This window comes from Bradyrhizobium sp. USDA 4501 (assembly GCF_054062115.1).
Window position 1 is genome coordinate 8,884,936 of record NZ_JBSSEX010000001.1, and the last position, 16,364, is coordinate 8,901,299.

General features: G+C 64.5%; 15 protein-coding genes and 2 pseudogenes. 4 read left to right on the top strand and 13 right to left on the bottom strand.

The window, feature by feature from the left end; genetic code table 11:
* Positions 1-98: 98 nt before the first annotated feature.
* Both ACVWZM_RS41505 and ACVWZM_RS41510 read right to left on the bottom strand, forming a co-directional pair.
* Positions 99-497, bottom strand: coding sequence for a DUF2306 domain-containing protein (locus ACVWZM_RS41505; protein ID WP_456856146.1), 399 nt, complete (start codon positions 495-497; stop codon positions 99-101).
* A 257-nt stretch (positions 498-754) separates the two neighbouring features.
* Positions 755-1,249 (bottom strand): single-stranded DNA-binding protein, encoded by a 495-nt coding sequence (locus ACVWZM_RS41510; protein WP_057018508.1) that lies wholly within the window; start codon positions 1,247-1,249, stop codon positions 755-757.
* Between the two features lie 448 nt (positions 1,250-1,697).
* Here ACVWZM_RS41510 and ACVWZM_RS41515 point away from each other — a divergent pair, with 448 nt between their 5' ends.
* The 3 genes from ACVWZM_RS41515 (at position 1,698) to uvrA (ending at position 6,718) form a co-directional block, all read left to right on the top strand.
* Positions 1,698-2,444: an outer membrane protein gene (locus ACVWZM_RS41515; RefSeq protein WP_076828596.1), complete on the top strand. Its 747-nt coding sequence runs from the start codon at positions 1,698-1,700 to the stop codon at positions 2,442-2,444.
* Between the two features lie 258 nt (positions 2,445-2,702).
* A complete protein-coding gene (locus ACVWZM_RS41520; RefSeq protein ID WP_076828598.1) occupies positions 2,703-3,362 on the top strand; it encodes an outer membrane protein in 660 nt (219 codons plus the stop codon).
* Positions 3,363-3,730: 368 nt separating this feature from the next.
* The gene (uvrA, locus tag ACVWZM_RS41525) at positions 3,731-6,718 is read left to right on the top strand and encodes an excinuclease ABC subunit UvrA (protein ID WP_141340415.1); all 2,988 of its coding nucleotides are present in this window, start codon (positions 3,731-3,733) and stop codon (positions 6,716-6,718) included.
* A 326-nt stretch (positions 6,719-7,044) separates the two neighbouring features.
* Here the strand turns inward: uvrA and ACVWZM_RS41530 are convergent, their stop codons facing one another.
* The 7 genes and pseudogenes from ACVWZM_RS41530 to ACVWZM_RS41560 all read right to left on the bottom strand — a co-directional run.
* Complete coding sequence (locus ACVWZM_RS41530; protein WP_456856147.1) at positions 7,045-7,581, bottom strand: RNA 2'-phosphotransferase; 537 nt, start codon at positions 7,579-7,581, stop codon at positions 7,045-7,047.
* 167 nt (positions 7,582-7,748) lie between these two features.
* Positions 7,749-8,048 (bottom strand): VOC family protein, encoded by a 300-nt coding sequence (locus ACVWZM_RS41535; protein ID WP_456856149.1) that lies wholly within the window; start codon positions 8,046-8,048, stop codon positions 7,749-7,751.
* 177 nt (positions 8,049-8,225) lie between these two features.
* Positions 8,226-8,558 (bottom strand): PRC-barrel domain-containing protein, encoded by a 333-nt coding sequence (locus ACVWZM_RS41540; protein ID WP_141340418.1) that lies wholly within the window; start codon positions 8,556-8,558, stop codon positions 8,226-8,228.
* 262 nt (positions 8,559-8,820) lie between these two features.
* On the bottom strand, positions 8,821-9,759 hold the full coding sequence (locus ACVWZM_RS41545; RefSeq protein ID WP_456856151.1) for a YVTN family beta-propeller repeat protein: 939 nt from the start codon (positions 9,757-9,759) through the stop codon (positions 8,821-8,823).
* A 103-nt stretch (positions 9,760-9,862) separates the two neighbouring features.
* Positions 9,863-10,400, bottom strand: a pseudogene (locus ACVWZM_RS41550) (SRPBCC family protein).
* A gap of 158 nt (positions 10,401-10,558) precedes the next feature.
* Entirely contained in the window at positions 10,559-11,113 is a 555-nt protein-coding gene (locus ACVWZM_RS41555) for an AAA family ATPase (protein WP_410469804.1), read from the bottom strand.
* A pseudogene (locus tag ACVWZM_RS41560) lies at positions 11,105-11,215 on the bottom strand (AAA family ATPase); the annotation flags it as partial. The gene ACVWZM_RS41555 and the pseudogene ACVWZM_RS41560, both read right to left, overlap by 9 nt.
* Positions 11,216-11,404: 189 nt before the next feature.
* Here ACVWZM_RS41560 and ACVWZM_RS41565 point away from each other — a divergent pair.
* Complete coding sequence (locus ACVWZM_RS41565) at positions 11,405-11,728, top strand: hypothetical protein (RefSeq protein WP_168858303.1); 324 nt, start codon at positions 11,405-11,407, stop codon at positions 11,726-11,728.
* A gap of 292 nt (positions 11,729-12,020) precedes the next feature.
* On the opposite strand, the gene ACVWZM_RS41570 is transcribed toward ACVWZM_RS41565, so the two are convergent.
* The 4 genes from ACVWZM_RS41570 to ACVWZM_RS41585 all read right to left on the bottom strand — a co-directional run bounded on the left by ACVWZM_RS41570 (position 12,021) and on the right by ACVWZM_RS41585 (position 16,278).
* Positions 12,021-12,896: a PCC domain-containing protein gene (locus ACVWZM_RS41570; protein ID WP_456856153.1), complete on the bottom strand. Its 876-nt coding sequence runs from the start codon at positions 12,894-12,896 to the stop codon at positions 12,021-12,023.
* A gap of 4 nt (positions 12,897-12,900) precedes the next feature.
* A complete protein-coding gene (locus tag ACVWZM_RS41575) occupies positions 12,901-14,541 on the bottom strand; it encodes an acyl-CoA synthetase (protein ID WP_456856155.1) in 1,641 nt (546 codons plus the stop codon).
* A gap of 210 nt (positions 14,542-14,751) precedes the next feature.
* Positions 14,752-15,153, bottom strand: a complete 402-nt coding sequence (locus tag ACVWZM_RS41580) for an SPW repeat protein (RefSeq protein ID WP_057018520.1) — start codon at positions 15,151-15,153, stop codon at positions 14,752-14,754.
* A gap of 180 nt (positions 15,154-15,333) precedes the next feature.
* Complete coding sequence (locus tag ACVWZM_RS41585) at positions 15,334-16,278, bottom strand: tetratricopeptide repeat protein (protein WP_456856156.1); 945 nt, start codon at positions 16,276-16,278, stop codon at positions 15,334-15,336.
* Positions 16,279-16,364 lie beyond the last annotated feature (86 nt).

Sequence of the window (16,364 nt, forward strand, 5' to 3'; positions counted from 1 at the left end):
AGGTTCCCACGGCTTGGTCGGGAAGCGCGTGGCGAATGGCGAACAGCAATGGAAAAATCCCCTATTCGCCACCCGCCATTCGCTACTTGTCTCTCCCGTCAGTGGCCGAAGACCACCGCGTGCATGATCCGCCCGGGGATGAAGGTGAACAGTCCGGCGATGAGCAGTGCGCCAAAGAAGATGCCGATCATCGTGAACCTGTGGCGACGGACATTGTGGCTCCGTGCGGCCGTGACGCCGAGCACCAGCATGGCGAGCGAGAAGATCGACACTAGGTGGATCGGGCTCCAGGGACCGACCAGCTGGATCTGATGGATCCAAAACGAGCTTCCGGCGACCACCAGCATCAGGATCACCCAGATCCAGCCCAGGGTCCGGTGCGGCAGCGTGCCCTTGGGGGCGGCGAGCTGGATGGAGCCGAGCACGAAGGCGCCCATCGCGGCAAAGGCGTGGAGCGGGATCGCAGGCGCGGTGTCGAGCAATGGCGCGAGGCTCATGATGGCCGGCCCTCGGGTGAAGCTCGCGGCCAAGCATCAAATGCCGCAGGCCAATGTAAATATCATTTACATCAGGCTGTCAAAGTCCAGGGAACCCGCATCCCTTTACGTCGAACCACCGACGTTCTGACAGAGAGTTACCGAGTTATCCTCATATTCCACACGAGGAAATTGCTGGTGCCGATCGCAACGACCGTTCCGGGAAATGATCTTCACGGAACGGCGCCTGACGGAATCGACGGAAGCGCGACCGCTGCTCAGAACGGGATGTCGTCGTCCATGTCGCTGTTGCGGCTGCTGCCACCACCCGCGGCGACGGCGCGGCGCGGCGCCGAGCTGACCGGTCCGGCCGAACCGAAATCGCTGCCGCCATCATCGGAGAAGCTGCTGCCCCCACCGCCACGCCCGTCGAGCATGGTGAGGTTGGAGTTGAAGCCCTGCAGCACGACTTCGGTCGAGTACTTCTCGACGCCGCTCTGGTCGGTCCATTTGCGGGTCTGCAACTGCCCCTCGATGTACACCTTGGCGCCCTTCTTCAGATACTGCTCGGCGACCTTGCAGAGGCCCTCGTTGAAGATCACGACGCGGTGCCACTCGGTCTTTTCCTTGCGCTCGCCGGTGCCCTTGTCGCGCCAGGTTTCCGAGGTGGCGATGGAAAGGTTTGCGATCGGACGGCCGTCCTGCGTCCGCCGGATTTCCGGATCCTTGCCGAGGTTTCCCACCAGGATCACCTTGTTCACGCTTCCTGCCATCGCATCATCTCCACTCAAAAACCGGGCGTCCGGACATTCGGCCGCCACTCTCAACCTTCGCCACTTACGCCGCAGGCGTCGTGGATGACCCTATACGCCGGTGCCGGCTCGTCGCCTTTGCCGTCTCGCGGTTATCCACGGATATCGGGATATAGCACCGGATCCGGCATCGTTCCAGTTTTGTTCGCCACAACCATCCGTAGAAGCGGCGAGTGCCGTCAGAGCGGCAGTCGATCTCGGTGCAGGCCGACGCTCGGCAGCAAGATTTAGAAAAACAACAAACAAATCAGCAGCTTGCCTTATCGATACTTCTCCCGCGAGTGTTGCATTTGGGAGACTGCGTTTGCGGTTGAATCAGCGTATAGCTCCAACCATGGCGCGGGCGCTCGCGTCTGGGATCGTGCTTCGGGACCGTTTGGAAGCCGATCGGGGTGCTGGGGGATTGATAATGAAGAAGTTTTTGCTCGGTACGGTTGCTCTGATTGCGTTTGCTGCGCCTGCCGCGGCTGCCGATCTCGCTGCGCGCCCGTACACCAAGGCGCCGCCGCCCGTGGTTGCCCCGATCTATGACTGGACCGGCTTCTACATCGGCGCCAACGGCGGCTGGGGCTCGAGCCACAATTGCTGGGACCAGCTCCCGGCCGGCATCTTCCTCGCATCAGATGGTTGCCATGATGCAACCGGCGGCGTCGCCGGTGGCCAGATCGGTTATCGCTGGCAGGCTGGCGCTTGGGTGTTCGGCCTCGAAGCGCAGGGCGACTGGGCTGACCTGAAGGGCAGCAACAACAGCGCGATCTTCCCGGGCCTGTTCACCAACCAGTCCAAGATCGACGCGTTCGGCCTGTTCACCGGCCAGATCGGTTACGCCGTCAACAACGTGCTGCTCTACGCCAAGGGCGGCGCGGCGCTGACCGACAACCGCTTCAACACCTACTTCACCCCAACCGGCGTGCTGGTCGGCAGCGCCAGCGACACCCGCTGGGGCGGCACCGTCGGCGCCGGCATCGAAGTCGGCTTCGCGCCGAACTGGACCGCGGGCATCGAATACGACCACCTGTTCATGCAGGACAAGACCTATAACCTGATCGCCCCCAACGGCACGCTGAACAGCACCATCCGCGATCGCCAGGACGTCGACCTCGTTACCGTCCGCGTGAACTACAAGTGGGGTGGTCCGGTCGTCGCGCGCTATTGATCGCGCCAGGCCGATTGATCCAGACGAAAGGCCGGCCTCGCGCCGGCCTTTTTGTTTGCGCGCCTGTTTGTGCGCCGGCTTTTTCGTTGCGTGTGCACGCGCACCTCACCGGGGCCGTTTTCGGTGCGTTGTGGTTTCGCGGATACACACGTTCCGGCATTTCTCTGTAGAAGCACCAGCACGTCACGCGACACTGCTGTGACGCTCTCTTCAAGATATCTGAAGGGACAACAAGAAAATGGGACTGGGACTTTGAAAATGAGGACTGTTTTGCTGGCCTCGGCCGGCATGTTTGCACTGAGCGCTTTTGCACCGGCAATGGCCGCCGACATGGCGGCACGCGCGCCTTACGTGAAGGCTCCGCCGCCGGCCGCGATCTACAACTGGACCGGCTTCTACGTCGGTGGCTTCGGCGGCTACGCCAGCGAGAACTCCGGCACCCCGAGCATGGAAGGCGGCTTCGGCGGCGGCACCATCGGCTACAACTGGCAAGCCGGCAACATCGTGTACGGCCTCGAGGTCGACGCCGCAGGCGCTGACATCGACGCATCGGTCTCCGCGCTCGGCGTCACCGCCCGCAGCAAGATCGACTCGCTCGGCACCGTGCGCGGCCGCCTCGGCTTCGCCGTCGACAAGGTGCTGTTCTATGGCACCGGCGGTTACGCCTGGGCCAACAACGAAGTCAGCGTCACCGCGCTCGGCGTGACCGCCTCGCAGAGCAACTTTCACTCCGGCTGGACCGTCGGCGCCGGCGTCGAGGCGTTCATCGCGCCGCAGTGGTCGATCAAGGGCGAATACCTGTATCGCAGCCTCGACAGCGAGAACTATTTCGGCGTGCCGTCCGGTACGCTCGAGCTGCACAGCGCCCAGTTCGGCGTCAACTATCACTTCGGCGGCCCGATCGTCGCCAAGTACTAAGCCTGAGCGAATTGCCTGACCGCCATCGGCGGTCAGATCGCACTGAAAGGCCGGCCTAGCGCCGGCCTTTTTGCGTAAGCGCGTTTTCGAGCGAAGTGAATTGCGGTTCGCGTCAAGAAAACGCGTCACAGCAGGAATCCAGAGCTCCCGTTCCGATCCCATCGAAGCGGGAAAAGGCTCTAGCGGAACCGGCGCTGCTGACGGCTGCTGCCATCAGGCAAACTATCCGTTGATGGACGCGACTCAGCACTGGAAATTGTCCACCGTTCTTCCTACGTTCCAGTCTTCACACCCCATCGGCGCAAGGTCCCGGCATCACCGGCGATGCGCGCCCAAAAGGCGCCAAGCATGCGCCCGGAACTGTCGCTATGGATGAAGTGCTCAAGGCGAAGCGCCAACAGAACGCCGGCTCCTCATCGCGCGCCATCACGATCCGTGGCGCGCGCGAACACAATCTGAAGAACATCGACGTCGAGATTCCCCGCGACAAGCTCGTGGTGTTCACCGGCCTGTCCGGCTCCGGCAAATCGTCGCTCGCGTTCGACACCATCTATGCCGAGGGCCAGCGCCGCTACGTCGAATCGCTGTCGGCCTATGCGCGCCAGTTCCTCGAGATGATGCAGAAGCCGGATGTCGACCAGATCGACGGCCTGTCGCCGGCGATCTCGATCGAGCAGAAGACCACGTCGAAGAACCCGCGCTCCACCGTCGGCACCGTCACCGAGATCTACGACTACATGCGCCTGCTCTGGGCGCGCGTCGGCGTGCCCTATTCGCCGGCCACCGGCCTGCCGATCGAGAGCCAGATCGTCTCGCAGATGGTCGATCGCGTGCTAGCGCTGCCGGAAGGCACCCGCCTCTATCTGCTGGCGCCGGTCGTGCGCGGTCGCAAGGGCGAGTACAAGAAGGAGCTCGCCGAGTACCTCAAGAAGGGCTTTCAGCGCGTCAAGATCGACGGCACCTTTTACGAACTGTCCGAGGCGCCGGCGCTCGACAAGAAATTCCCGCACGACATCGACGTCGTGGTCGACCGCATCGTGGTGCGTCCCGACCTCGCCCAGCGCCTCGCGGAAAGCTTTGAGACCGCGCTGAAGCTCGCCGAGGGCCTCGCCGTGATTGAATATGCCGACGCGCCGGCGGCGGCCGCCCAGGACGACAAGAAAGAGGACAAGAAGAAAACCGCCAAAATCCACGACAAGAGCGGGCCCGAGCGCATCCTGTTCTCGGAGAAGTTCGCCTGCCCGGTCTCCGGGTTCACGATCCCCGAGATCGAGCCGCGCCTGTTCTCGTTCAACAACCCCTATGGCGCCTGTCCGGCCTGCGGCGGCCTCGGCGTCGAGCAGCATATCGACGCGGACCTGGTCATCCCCGACAAGGAGCTGACCTTGCGCAAGGGCGCGATCGCGCCCTGGGCGAAATCATCCTCGCCCTACTACATCCAGACCCTGACCGCGCTCGGCAAGCACTACAAGTTCACGCTCGACACCAAGTGGAAGGACCTCACCAAGAAGGTCCAGAACGCGCTGCTGCACGGCTCCGGCGACGACGAGATCAAGTTCTCCTATGAGGACGGCGTCCGCTCCTACGACACCAAGAAGCCGTTCGAGGGCGTCATCACCAACATCAACCGCCGCTACCGCGAGACCGAGAGCGAGTGGGCGCGCGAGGAACTCGGCAAGTATTTCTCCGACGTGCCCTGCGAAGGCTGCAACGGCCACCGCCTGAAGCCGGAGGCGCTGTGCGTCAAGATCGGCGGCAAGCACATCGGCGAGATCTCCGAGCTCTCGGTCAAGCGCGCCGGCGAATGGTTCGAGACGGTGCCGGAGGCGCTGAACGCGCAGCAGAACGAGATCGCAACGCGCATCCTGAAAGAGATCCGCGAGCGCCTGACCTTCCTGCTTGACGTCGGCCTGAACTACCTGACGCTGTCGCGCTCCTCCGGCACGCTGTCGGGCGGCGAGAGCCAGCGCATCCGCCTCGCCTCGCAGATCGGCTCGGGCCTCACCGGCGTGCTCTACGTGCTGGACGAGCCGTCGATCGGCCTGCACCAGCGCGACAATGCCCGCCTGCTCGACACCCTGAAGCGGCTGCGCGACCTCGGTAACACCGTGGTCGTGGTCGAGCATGACGAGGACGCCATCCGCCTCGCCGATTATGTGCTCGATATCGGGCCCGGCGCCGGCATGCATGGCGGCCACATCGTCGCTGAGGGCACGCCCGACCAGATCATGCGCAACCCGAAATCGCTGACCGGCAAGTATCTCACCGGCGAGTTGTCGGTGCCTGTGCCCGACCGGCGGCCGCCGAACCACCGGCGCACCATCAAGGTCGTCAACGCCCGCGGCAACAACCTCAAGAACGTCTCGGCCGAAATCCCGCTCGGCCTGTTCACCTGCGTGACCGGCGTCTCCGGCGGCGGCAAGTCGACGCTGTTGATCGACACGCTGTACCGCGCCATCGCCCGCAAGCTGAACAACGCCAGCGAGGGCGCGGCGCCGCACGACCGCATCGAGGGCCTCGAGCACATCGACAAGATCATCGACATCGACCAGTCGCCGATCGGCCGCACGCCGCGTTCCAACCCCGCGACCTATACCGGTGCCTTCACGCCGATCCGCGAATGGTTCGCCGGCCTGCCGGAGGCGAAGGCGCGCGGCTACGAGCCCGGGCGCTTCTCCTTCAACGTCAAGGGCGGCCGCTGCGAGGCCTGCCAGGGCGACGGCGTCATCAAGATCGAGATGCACTTCCTGCCCGACGTCTACGTCACCTGCGACACCTGCAAGGGCAAGCGCTATAACCGCGAGACCTTGGAGGTGCTGTTCAAGGGCAAGAGCATCGCCGACGTGCTCGACATGACGGTCGAGGAGGCCGCCGAGTTCTTCAAGGCGGTGCCGCGCGTGCGCGAGACGTTCCAGACCTTGCACCGCGTCGGCCTCGACTACATCCATGTCGGCCAGCAGGCGACGACGCTGTCGGGCGGCGAAGCCCAGCGCGTCAAGCTGGCGAAGGAATTGTCAAAGCGCGCCACCGGCCGCACGCTCTACATCCTGGACGAGCCGACCACCGGCCTGCACTTCCACGACGTAGCAAAACTGCTCGAGGTGCTGCACGAGCTGGTCGCCCAGGGCAACACGGTTGTCGTGATCGAGCACAATCTCGAAGTCATCAAGACCGCCGACTGGGTCATCGACCTCGGCCCCGAAGGCGGTGACGGCGGCGGCGAGATCGTCGCCTGGGGCCCGCCCGAGGACATCGTCAAGGCCCCGCGCAGCTACACCGGCAAGTTCCTGGCTCCGGTGCTGAAGAAGGCGAACAGCAAGCCGAGGAAGAGCTCAGCGAGCGAGGCCGCGGAGTAGCTAACGTGCCTTTGTACAGCTACGTCGTCGGCTACCGCGGTTCGACGTATCGGTGCAGAGCAGCTCCAGCAACTTCAAAGGCTTTGCACCACAAGCGCTTGCGCAGATTCCGGATGGCGCACTTCCAGGACTGACCCCAGCCTTGCGCAAGGATTTGGCCAAGGCCTGGGGCGAATGGGAGCAGATTCCCGAATTGTCGCGCGTATGGCGGACAAGGTTTAGAGTCGGCGACCACGAGATGATTGGTGTACGCCGTCGAAACCAAACCCTAGTAAGAGCAGGACGGAATATCGAGCGCAATCCGCTCGATATTGGTCGCTGGCACGTTACGCAAAAAACTCCGGCGGCACGTGGTCGGTCAGCCATACGCCGTTGTCCGCACGATAGAACTTGAATCCCTTCCCGTGCATGCCGCCCGCATCGACCTTGAAGATCTGCGGCTTGCCGTGGCGCTGACCGACGCGCAGCGCCGTGGCTTCGTCAAACGATAGGTGCACCTGCTGACGTCCCTGCGGTTTCAGGCCCTCTGACAGAATCGCCTCGACAAACCGTGTCGCGGTGCCGTGATAGAGCAAGGACGGCGGCTCCTGCGGCGCCAAGCCGAGCTCCACGGTGACCGAATGTCCTTGTGCAGCGCGGATACTGAGGCCATCGGGCGAAATCGAAAACCGCTTCTTGTCGCTGTCCGCCACGACATCAAGCAGGTCCGCCCGGCCGAACTTCGTCCCCGCGGCATTGGCTTTCGCGATCAGCTCGTCGATGTTGGCCCAGCCTCCGGAGCTAAGCGTCAAGCCAATTTCGCCGGGCTTGTGCCGCAGCACGAAGCTCAAGAACTTGCTGAGTTGGATTGGACCGACCGGCATTGCTGGATTTCCCGTCCCGCCGGTTTATACCGAGCGCCGATCCTGACGAGCAAGTGCCCCCAGAGCGTATTGCGGATCAGCGAAGCATAATCCGCTGCTCTTGCGACGAGCGCGGGCGGGTTGCGCCGGAGCCTGTCATCGGGCCGCGACCCGCTCTACAGCCCCTCTCAATTCCCGCGATGGGTAGCGATCTGCCAGACGTTGGCCCAGGCATCCCGCACCATCGCGCGTCTGTCGCCATAGGGCGTATCCGCAGGCGGCTCGCTCGATTCAGCGCCTGCCGCGATCGCCCGCCGATAGGTCTCGTCCGCGTCTCGAACATAGACGTAGAGAAAGGCCGACGTCGCCTCGCGGACGCCTCCGCCGTCGCTGATCAGGATGATCGAGTCTCCGATCCGGATTTCCGTTGGCGCGCCGGAGCGGACTTCGCCCTGCGCATCGAAGACGTCTCGAAGAAATCTGGCCAAGCCAGTGAGGTCGCGGGTGACAATTCGCGGTATGACGGAAGGCCAGCCTGCGGGCTTGAATTGGGGCATGTGCCTGACTTAGTAGCCCGCATGAGCGGAGGGGTCTATCAGCCGAACAAGTTGACCGCTCCCGCATGTCGCTTCGCTCATGCGGGCTACGGTCTCTCAACCGCTCTGCTACACCGCCCAATAATTCGGGTGCGTGTACGATCGCGAGCGGTCGCCCCAGTCGAATTCGTCGCCGTCGAATTCGGAGGGTCCTGACCGCAGATCATCCAGCGTCACCTCGGCCTCGAAGGCCTGCCGCACAGGATCGAATCGCAGCGCGGTCCATCTGACGGGATAGTGGTGGTGGGTACTCAGCACGCCTCCGGTCTTGATGATGGCATAGGCCACCGTTCCGCTCACCTTGTCGAGCATCAGCCGCTCGATCGACCCGAGCTTGGCGCCATCGCGCCCGAAGACGCAGACATGCTCGACCCGGTCACTGGGCACCAAGGTATGATGCATGGCATCCTCCCTGTGTTCCGCTTATTTGCCCGATAATATATGCCTGCCGCGCTGGTGAGCCAATGGGGCGCGGCTCGGCGACAGGTTGCAGGGGCCGGTTGGCTCTACCCTGCGGCGGCGGACGCTTGCACAATTTCGGAATAATAAAAACGTACCGCTGATTTGCCCGACGCGTCAAGTCGCTTTTCCGAGTCTCGGCGGCAGCCTGCTCCTTTGCATGGGGTTGTTTTCGATATTTTGGGACACCCCACGCACCTTCCCCCTACTCCGTCCGTCTGAGGAACGCCCCGAACGCGCGCGGGCCGTCGCCGACCTTGACCTCGCCAATCACCTTCAGCTCGGCGGCGTCGATCATGCTCAGCGTGTTGCTTTCCCAGTTCGCGACCAGGATGCGCTTGCCGTCGGCGGTCGCCTCGATGCCTTCGGGGTAATCGCCGACCGTGATCCGCTTCACGGGCTGCAACGTCGCGAGGTCGAACACGCTGACCTTGCCGTCATACTGGTCAGTGACGAAGCCGCGGCCCTGCGCCAGCGCCACCGCGTAGGGGCGCAGGCCGACATGCACGCGGCCGATCTCGCGCGCGGTCGCGACGTCGATCACCGAGACGTCGTTGGTGCCGACATTGGCGGTGTAGGCACGCTTGCCATCGGCATCGATGGTGACACCAAACGGCCGACTCCCGACCTTCACGATCCCCCTCCGCTCGCGCGAGGCGGTATCGATGATGGAGACGCTGTCATCGTCGCGATCCGCCGACAGCAGCAGCAGCCCATCCGGTGTCACCGCCAGCCCGGACGGCGATGCACCGACTGCGATACTTGCGACGACACGCCGCTCTCTGGCATCGATCACCCGCACCGCGGCGGCGTACCAGTCGGCGACATAGACCATCGCGCCGTCGGGCGCGACCGCGATGCCGAGCGGCCCGCCGCCGACATCGACCCGGCCCACCACCTTTCGCGCCGGCGCGTCGACTACCGTGACCGCCTTGGCATCCGGGCTGGTCACATAGGCGAAGCGGCCGTCATTGCTGACGGCAACGCCGGCGGGCTTGCCGCCGATCGCGATGGTCGCAACCGGCTTCGAAGTCGCGAGATCGACCACCGTGAGATCGTCGCTGAGCTGGTTGGTGACGAACGCCTCCTCGGCGCGCGCGGCGCCGAGGCTGGCAAGCAGCGCGACGAGCGCAATCGCGCGCACGGCTAAAGCCCGACGAGATTGGGACAAACCATCATCGCGCTTTAGCTCCTCGTCTTGAGCATGATCTTGTCGGAAAACCGCTTCGCACTTTTCCGGATCATGCTCAGGTCCCGCTCTCGATCTTCTTCTTCAGCGCTTCGAGCCCGGCCTTGTAGAGCCCGCTCACCGCCTTCACCGCGGCCTCGTCGCTCAGCTCCGGCGGCGGGTCGTTGTTGGGAAAGCCGCGATAGAACGCGCCGTTCCATTCCAGCTTCGACTTGCCGTCGGGCGCCGGCGACACCGTCAGCGTCGAGGAATAATTGGTGACCGGTAGCACCTTCACGTCGACCGCCGTGATCCGGTACGAATAGCTCATCATCTCCGGCTCGTATTTGTAGAGCTCCTCGTCGACGGTGGCGCCGGGCCCCAGCGTCAGCCGCCGGGTGGCGCCGATCTCGTTGCCCTTCTCGCCCTCGGTCTTGGTGACGCCGGCGAGCCAGCTCATGTCCTGGAAATTGCTGATCACCGCCCACCTTGGCCTGCGGTGCGTCGATCTCGATCGATTCCCGCACCTTCTGGCGGGTCGGCCCATGGGCCCAGGCGGCCCCCAACACGGCCAATGCCGCCACCACCACGAAAGTCCGTGCGATCGACCGCCTCATCCTTGGTCCTCTCCCGATGTCTGTCGGCCCTGCGCCGCCTGGCGCATGCCGCAGTTTATGATTGGAGGTTCTAGACTAGACCGGCAACCTGCTTCTTGCACCAGAGCGAACTCGCACCCGCCGGCTTCCCCGGGAGGCAAGTCCGCCGGGCGGTGGTCTCACTCCTCGATCGCCGCCTCGACGAACCCTTTCGGATCGTCGCAGAACTCGCGCATCAGCCGGTAGTGATCGGTGTCCCTCAGGCTCACCGGCTCCAGTGCGTATTTGCTCAGCCGCAGCAGCGTCGCATTCGGATAGGCCATCAGCACCGGCGAATGCGTCGCCATGATCACCTGGCAGTGGCCGGTGCCGTTCATCCGGTGCAACAATTTGAGGAATTCGATCTGCCGCGACGGCGACAGCGCGGATTCCGGCTCGTCGAAGATGAAGATGCCCTGCCGCTGGCAACGCTCGTTGAAGAAGCGCAGGAAGCCTTCGCCGTGGGAATAGGACAGGAAGTTCGGCGGCACGTCCCCGACATCCAGCGCGGCCTCATCGACATAGCGCGCCACCGAGAAAAAGCTCTCGGCGCGGAAGAACCAGCCATTCGTGATCTTAGGTAGCCAGCTGGCACGCAGCGCCGACGCAAGCGAGCCGCCCATCTTCTCAACGGCATTGCCGTGGTCGACCGCGCGATAGCCCTTGCCGCCGCCGGCGTCGTCATAGCCGGCCATCACGGCGATGCCTTCGAGCAGCGTCGATTTGCCGGTGCCGTTCTCGCCGACGATGATCGTGATCGCCTTGTCGAAGCTCAGCTCGAAATCGTCGCGCAGCAGCGGCAGTACGAACGGATAGGCATCGCGGTTCGGAATTCGCGCAGGATCGAGCCAGACCCGCTTCAGATACGGCGCAGGCATGTTGATCGGGCGGTTTCGTCTGGCCATGTGCGCGGATCCGGGGAAACAATGGCGGGCGGCCCAGTTTATGATAAGAGCCCGCAACAATCCTAGATGGCCGGATGCCCCATGCCCAGCAAGTCTTACGCACTCTTCCGCAAGGCTGTCAGCACCGAACAGCAGGTCGTCTGCATCTATGACGGCCGGCCGCGCGAACTCTGTCCGCACATCATCGGCCACAACAAGAGCGGTGAAGAGGTCGTGCTGGCCTGGCAGTTCGCCGGCTCGAGTTCGGGCAGGCTGCCGCAATGGCGCTGCCTGCGGCTCGCTCACGTCAGCGACATCAGCCTGCGCAACGGCCCTTGGCACGAGGGCGGATCGCATCGCACCGAGCAGACCTGCGTCAGCGAGATCGACCTCGACATCAACATCCATGTCCGCAAGCGGAGGTGAGCGGCCCCTGCGCCCCCTGGTCAAGAGAGGGCGGCGAAGGCGGCAAGCCTCGGACAATTCATGTCGCGAGAATGCGGATATGTGACTCGCAGATCGCGCAACAAATTAGGTGTCGTCCCGGGCAAGCGAAGCGCGACCCGGGACCCATAACCACCGAAGGTCATTATTGCATAACGCTGGAGCCACAGCTCGCTTCGACAACGAATGTCTGTGGTTATGGGACAGCGGAGGCCGCGGCGCGATATCGGCTCCGGCGAACGCCAGGACGACCGCCGGGAGAAAGCGCCCGCCCCTACGGCTGCTCCGCCTCCGCCAGCACCTCCAGCGCCAGCTCCATCGTCATCAGCACCGGATTGTCGCCGCGCACCAGGCGTCCCTCGGCGATGCCGCCGAGATAGTCGACCAGCGCGATGTCGAGCTCGGCATGCAGCCGGCCATCCGCGTCCGGTGCGATCTCGCCCGCGGTCACCGCGAGCTCGGTCGCGAACGGCACCACGCGGTGGCCGTCGGTGAAGACGGCGCCGATGGTCGAGCCGACGCCGCCATGCAGCCGCGCGCGCAGGATGCCGTGCTGGCGGCAGAAGGCTTCCAGCGCGCAGGCAAAATCCTGGTTCGGCCGCAGCCGCAGCGCGAAGGCATGGCTCGTGGTCCTGGCCCCACGCGGCGCGCTGGCGACGGGACCGAACAGCTTGAAATTGGTCTCACTGTCCGCTTCGGCCAGGAACGTCGCGCCGTCGATCCCGAACGCATTCACCTCGAACGGCTCGGCGACAATGGTATCATCCGGCAGCATGTGGCCGCCATTGAAACGGCCGTCGGCCTCAGTCCACAGGCCGTGGCAATGAAAGAACGGCGCGCCGTCGCGTTCGCCGAAGGTCAGCGCCGCGAGCTTGAGCCGGGTCACGCCGTCGGGACGGAACGTGTCGCTGTAGAACGCGGCGTTGACGCCGTCCTTCGATAGCGCCGGCATCACATAGGCGAACGGCCCGAGCGCGCCGCTTTTCGCGCTCAGGACGCCGCTGCAAAAGCCCTCCGCCGCAAAGCCGCTGCGCACGGCTTCGAGCAAGGGAATGCCGGCCTCGAGCACGAATGAAAAGGCGCGGCCGCGCGCGCTGACCCATTGGATGCGCTCTGGATGCGGAGCGCCAGGCTGGGCGATGCTGCGCATCGCCTCACGCTCCCGTCGATTTGGCGATCACCTCGAGCAATCCGCGCGCCTCGAGTTCGTCGCGGATCAGCCGCTTCGGCACCTTGCCGTAGCCGGACTTCGGCAGCGCCTCCCAGAAGAAGAAGCGTTTCGGCATCTTGTAGCGCGGCACTTTTGGCGCGAGATAGGCGGCAAGCTCCGCCTCCGCGACCGCCTCGGCGCCCTCGCGCGCGACGCAGACGGCGACGCCGACCTCGCCCCAGAAGGGATCGGGTACGCCGAGCACCGCGACCTCGCCGACCGCGGGATGGGTCAAGAGCTTCTCCTCGATCTCGCGCGGATAGATGTTGGAGCCGCCCGAGATGTACATGTCGGAGGAACGGCCGGTGATGTAGACGAAGCCCTCCTCGTCCATGTGGCCGAGGTCGCCGGTGCGGAACCAGCCGTCGCGAAACGCCTTCGCATTGGCCTCGGGGTTGTCGTAGTAGCCCGCGAACACGCCGGGACCGATCACGCAGATCTCGCCGGTCTCGTGCGCTTTCAGCTCGCTTCCATCGTCGCCCTGGATCGAGACCTGCATCCCGGTGCGCTCGAAGCCGCAGGTGCCGATCCGCGCATGCGGCCCGTCCTCTGGATCGTGCAGGCCGGGCGGCAGCACGGTGATGTTGCCGGTGACCTCACCGAGACCGAAATACTGCACCAGCACGCCACCGAGCTTGTTCAGCGCCGCCTTCTGGTCCTCGCGATACATCGGCGCGCCGGCGTAAATGATGTAGCGCAGCGAGGAATGGTCGTGCTGGTCGGCGGCGGGATGCTCGACCATCATCTTCAGGATGGTCGGCACCGTGAACATGTTGCTGACGCGATGCTTGGCGATCAGCCGGAAGGCTTCGGCGATGTCGAACTTCTCCGACGGCAGCAGGATGGTCGGCACGCCGCGCGCGGTCTGCACCAATTGATGTACGCCGGCGCCATGCGACAGCGGCGCCACCACCAGCGAGGCGTCCTCTTCCGTGGTGCCGGGCATCAAGTCGGCGAGATGGTTGGTGATGACGAAGGCCATCTGGCCATGGGTCAAGACCGCGGCCTTGGAGCGGCCGGTGGTGCCGGAGGTGAAGAAGAACCAGCAGGGATCGTCATAGTCGACGGCAACGTTCTCGACCACAGCGCCGGCGTGCTTGGCGATGACGTCGCCGAGCGTCGCCTCGCCGAACGTGCCCTCCTCCCCGATCTGCCAGACGAATTCGAGCGCGGGATTGGCGGCCGCCTTGGCATGTTCGAGGAAGTCGGCGTGGCACAGAAACGCCTTGGCGCCGGAGGCCGCCGCGAGATAGGCGACCTCGTCCGGCATCAGGCGGAAATTGGTCGGCACCCAGACTGCGCCGAGCCGGAAGGCGGCGAACATCGACCAGAACATCTCGTCGCAGTTCTTGGAATGCACCAGGATGCGGTCGCCCTTGACGATGCCGCGCGCGGCCAATGCCGCCGCCAGCGCCGAGACGTTCTGGTCGATATGGCGCCAGGACCAGGCCTTCTCGTTCCAGATGAAGCCGGGGCGATCGCCGTGGCGGCGGGCGTTCTGGGTCAGGATGTAGGCGAGGTTCATCACCCGGCGCGATACCCGCGCGATCCCGCCGCGCGGCGCGGCAGCAGCCGTCCCGCTCATTGCCGCCCCGCCGATACGCACAACAGACAGGGCAAGGTCAGGACGATCATCGGGTGTTTCCTCGGTCAGAACCGGGCGTCTTCAAGCGCCGCAAGGGATTGGTACCGCCCGGTTTATCGCCAAGCCGCCGCCTTCGGCAAGGCCCGACGGGCGCGGCCCGATGATACCGCGCGCCGGCGGCGGTCAACCCGTTGTTTTCTGCCCAGCCCGCTACTGCGGGTGCTTGGCGAGTTCCTGCTCGCTCAGGTTCCAGTCCTGCCACAGCTGCAACGCGCCTATAAAGGCGACCAGCGCGCCGAGCAGGATGTGCCAGAACTGCAGCGCGTGGTCCTCGGCGTAACCAAAGACCATGGGCGATGCCATCAGCCAGAGACCGAGCAGGATGCTGGCCACCTCCTCCCAGCGGTGCAGCGCGACATATTCGAGCTGGGCGATGCCGAGCACCAGCATGCCGACGATGAAGCTGTTGAGGACGAGGTGGCTGCGCTCGATATCGACGGCGCCGCTCACCTGCATCGGAAACCAGGGCGAGACCATGATCAGCACGCCGAGCAGCATGCCGAGCCAGTCCTCCCAGGGACGGTGTGTGTTGAAGAAACGATTGTCCGACATGACGAACCTCCTCCGACAAGAGGCATACGTCGGCGGCCGGCTCCGCCACTCCGTACCAGACGACCATCCAGCCGCATCAGGGGCGTATGTCTGTCATCAAACGTAATCGAACTGCATCCATCCGCAAGGCCCGTCCCGCGTATGTGCGACACGGCAGGAGCGATCGTTGCCGGCAAGATGTCACCGCGCTCCGCCGAGCCGCGCCAGCGCTCCCTTGGCGCTCTGCAAATCGGGCTGCAGCTCGAGCGCCTTGCGGAAATCGGCCGCCGCGCCCTTTTTGTCGCCGAGCCGCAGCTTGGCCTGGCCGCGATTATTCCAGGAATAGACGTCGTTCGGATCGTATTGCAGCGCCTTGTCGTAATCGGCGAGCCCGCCCTTGTTGTCCCCTTGAAAGAGACGGATCATGCCGCGGTTGCGCCAGCCGCGCGCATCGGTCGGCGCGATCCTCGCAGCCTCGCCATAGTCGGCGGCGGCGCGATCGAGCTGCTCGGTATCGCGATAGACATTACCGCGGTTGATGTAGGCGAGCACGTTGGGCTCGAGCTTGATCTCGGTGGTGAAGTCGGCGATCGCATGCGCCGCGTCGCGCTTGCGGTAGTAGACGAAGCCACGATTGCCATAGGCGGTGGCGAGCTGCGGATTGTATTTGATGGCGAGGCTGAGATCGGCCAGCGCGCGGTCGAGATCGCCCTTGTTGAGCCAGGCATCGCCGCGATTGTTGTAGGCCAGCGCGAATGCCGGATCGATGCGGATCGCCTCTTCGTAATCGGCAATCGCATGATCGAGATCGCGCTTGAAGGCGTAGACGCGGCCGCGATTGGTATAGGCGCAGGCGTAGGCGGAATCGAGCTTGATGGCCTCGTTGAGGTCGGCGAGCGCTGCATCGAGCTCGCGCTTCTCGGTCAGCCCATGGCCGCGATTGCAATAGGCCCCGGCCAGCCGCTTGCCGGTCTCGGTCTTGCCGTCGATCACCGTGGTGCAGGCGGCCACGCGGTCGCCGGGCGCCGTCGTCAGGCCGACGCAGGTCTGCCAGCTCGGATCGTCGCCGGCGGCGGCTTGCGGCGGGTCTGGAAGCGTCAACGCGGCGCCGAGCAACACGGCGGTCAGGCAGGCCAAAATGCGCATATCGTCAATCCACAAATGCCAATTTGCGGGTTGGTCGCGGCTTTGCATCGGCGGGTTCACACGCTTACATCAGGGCCTGCGAATCA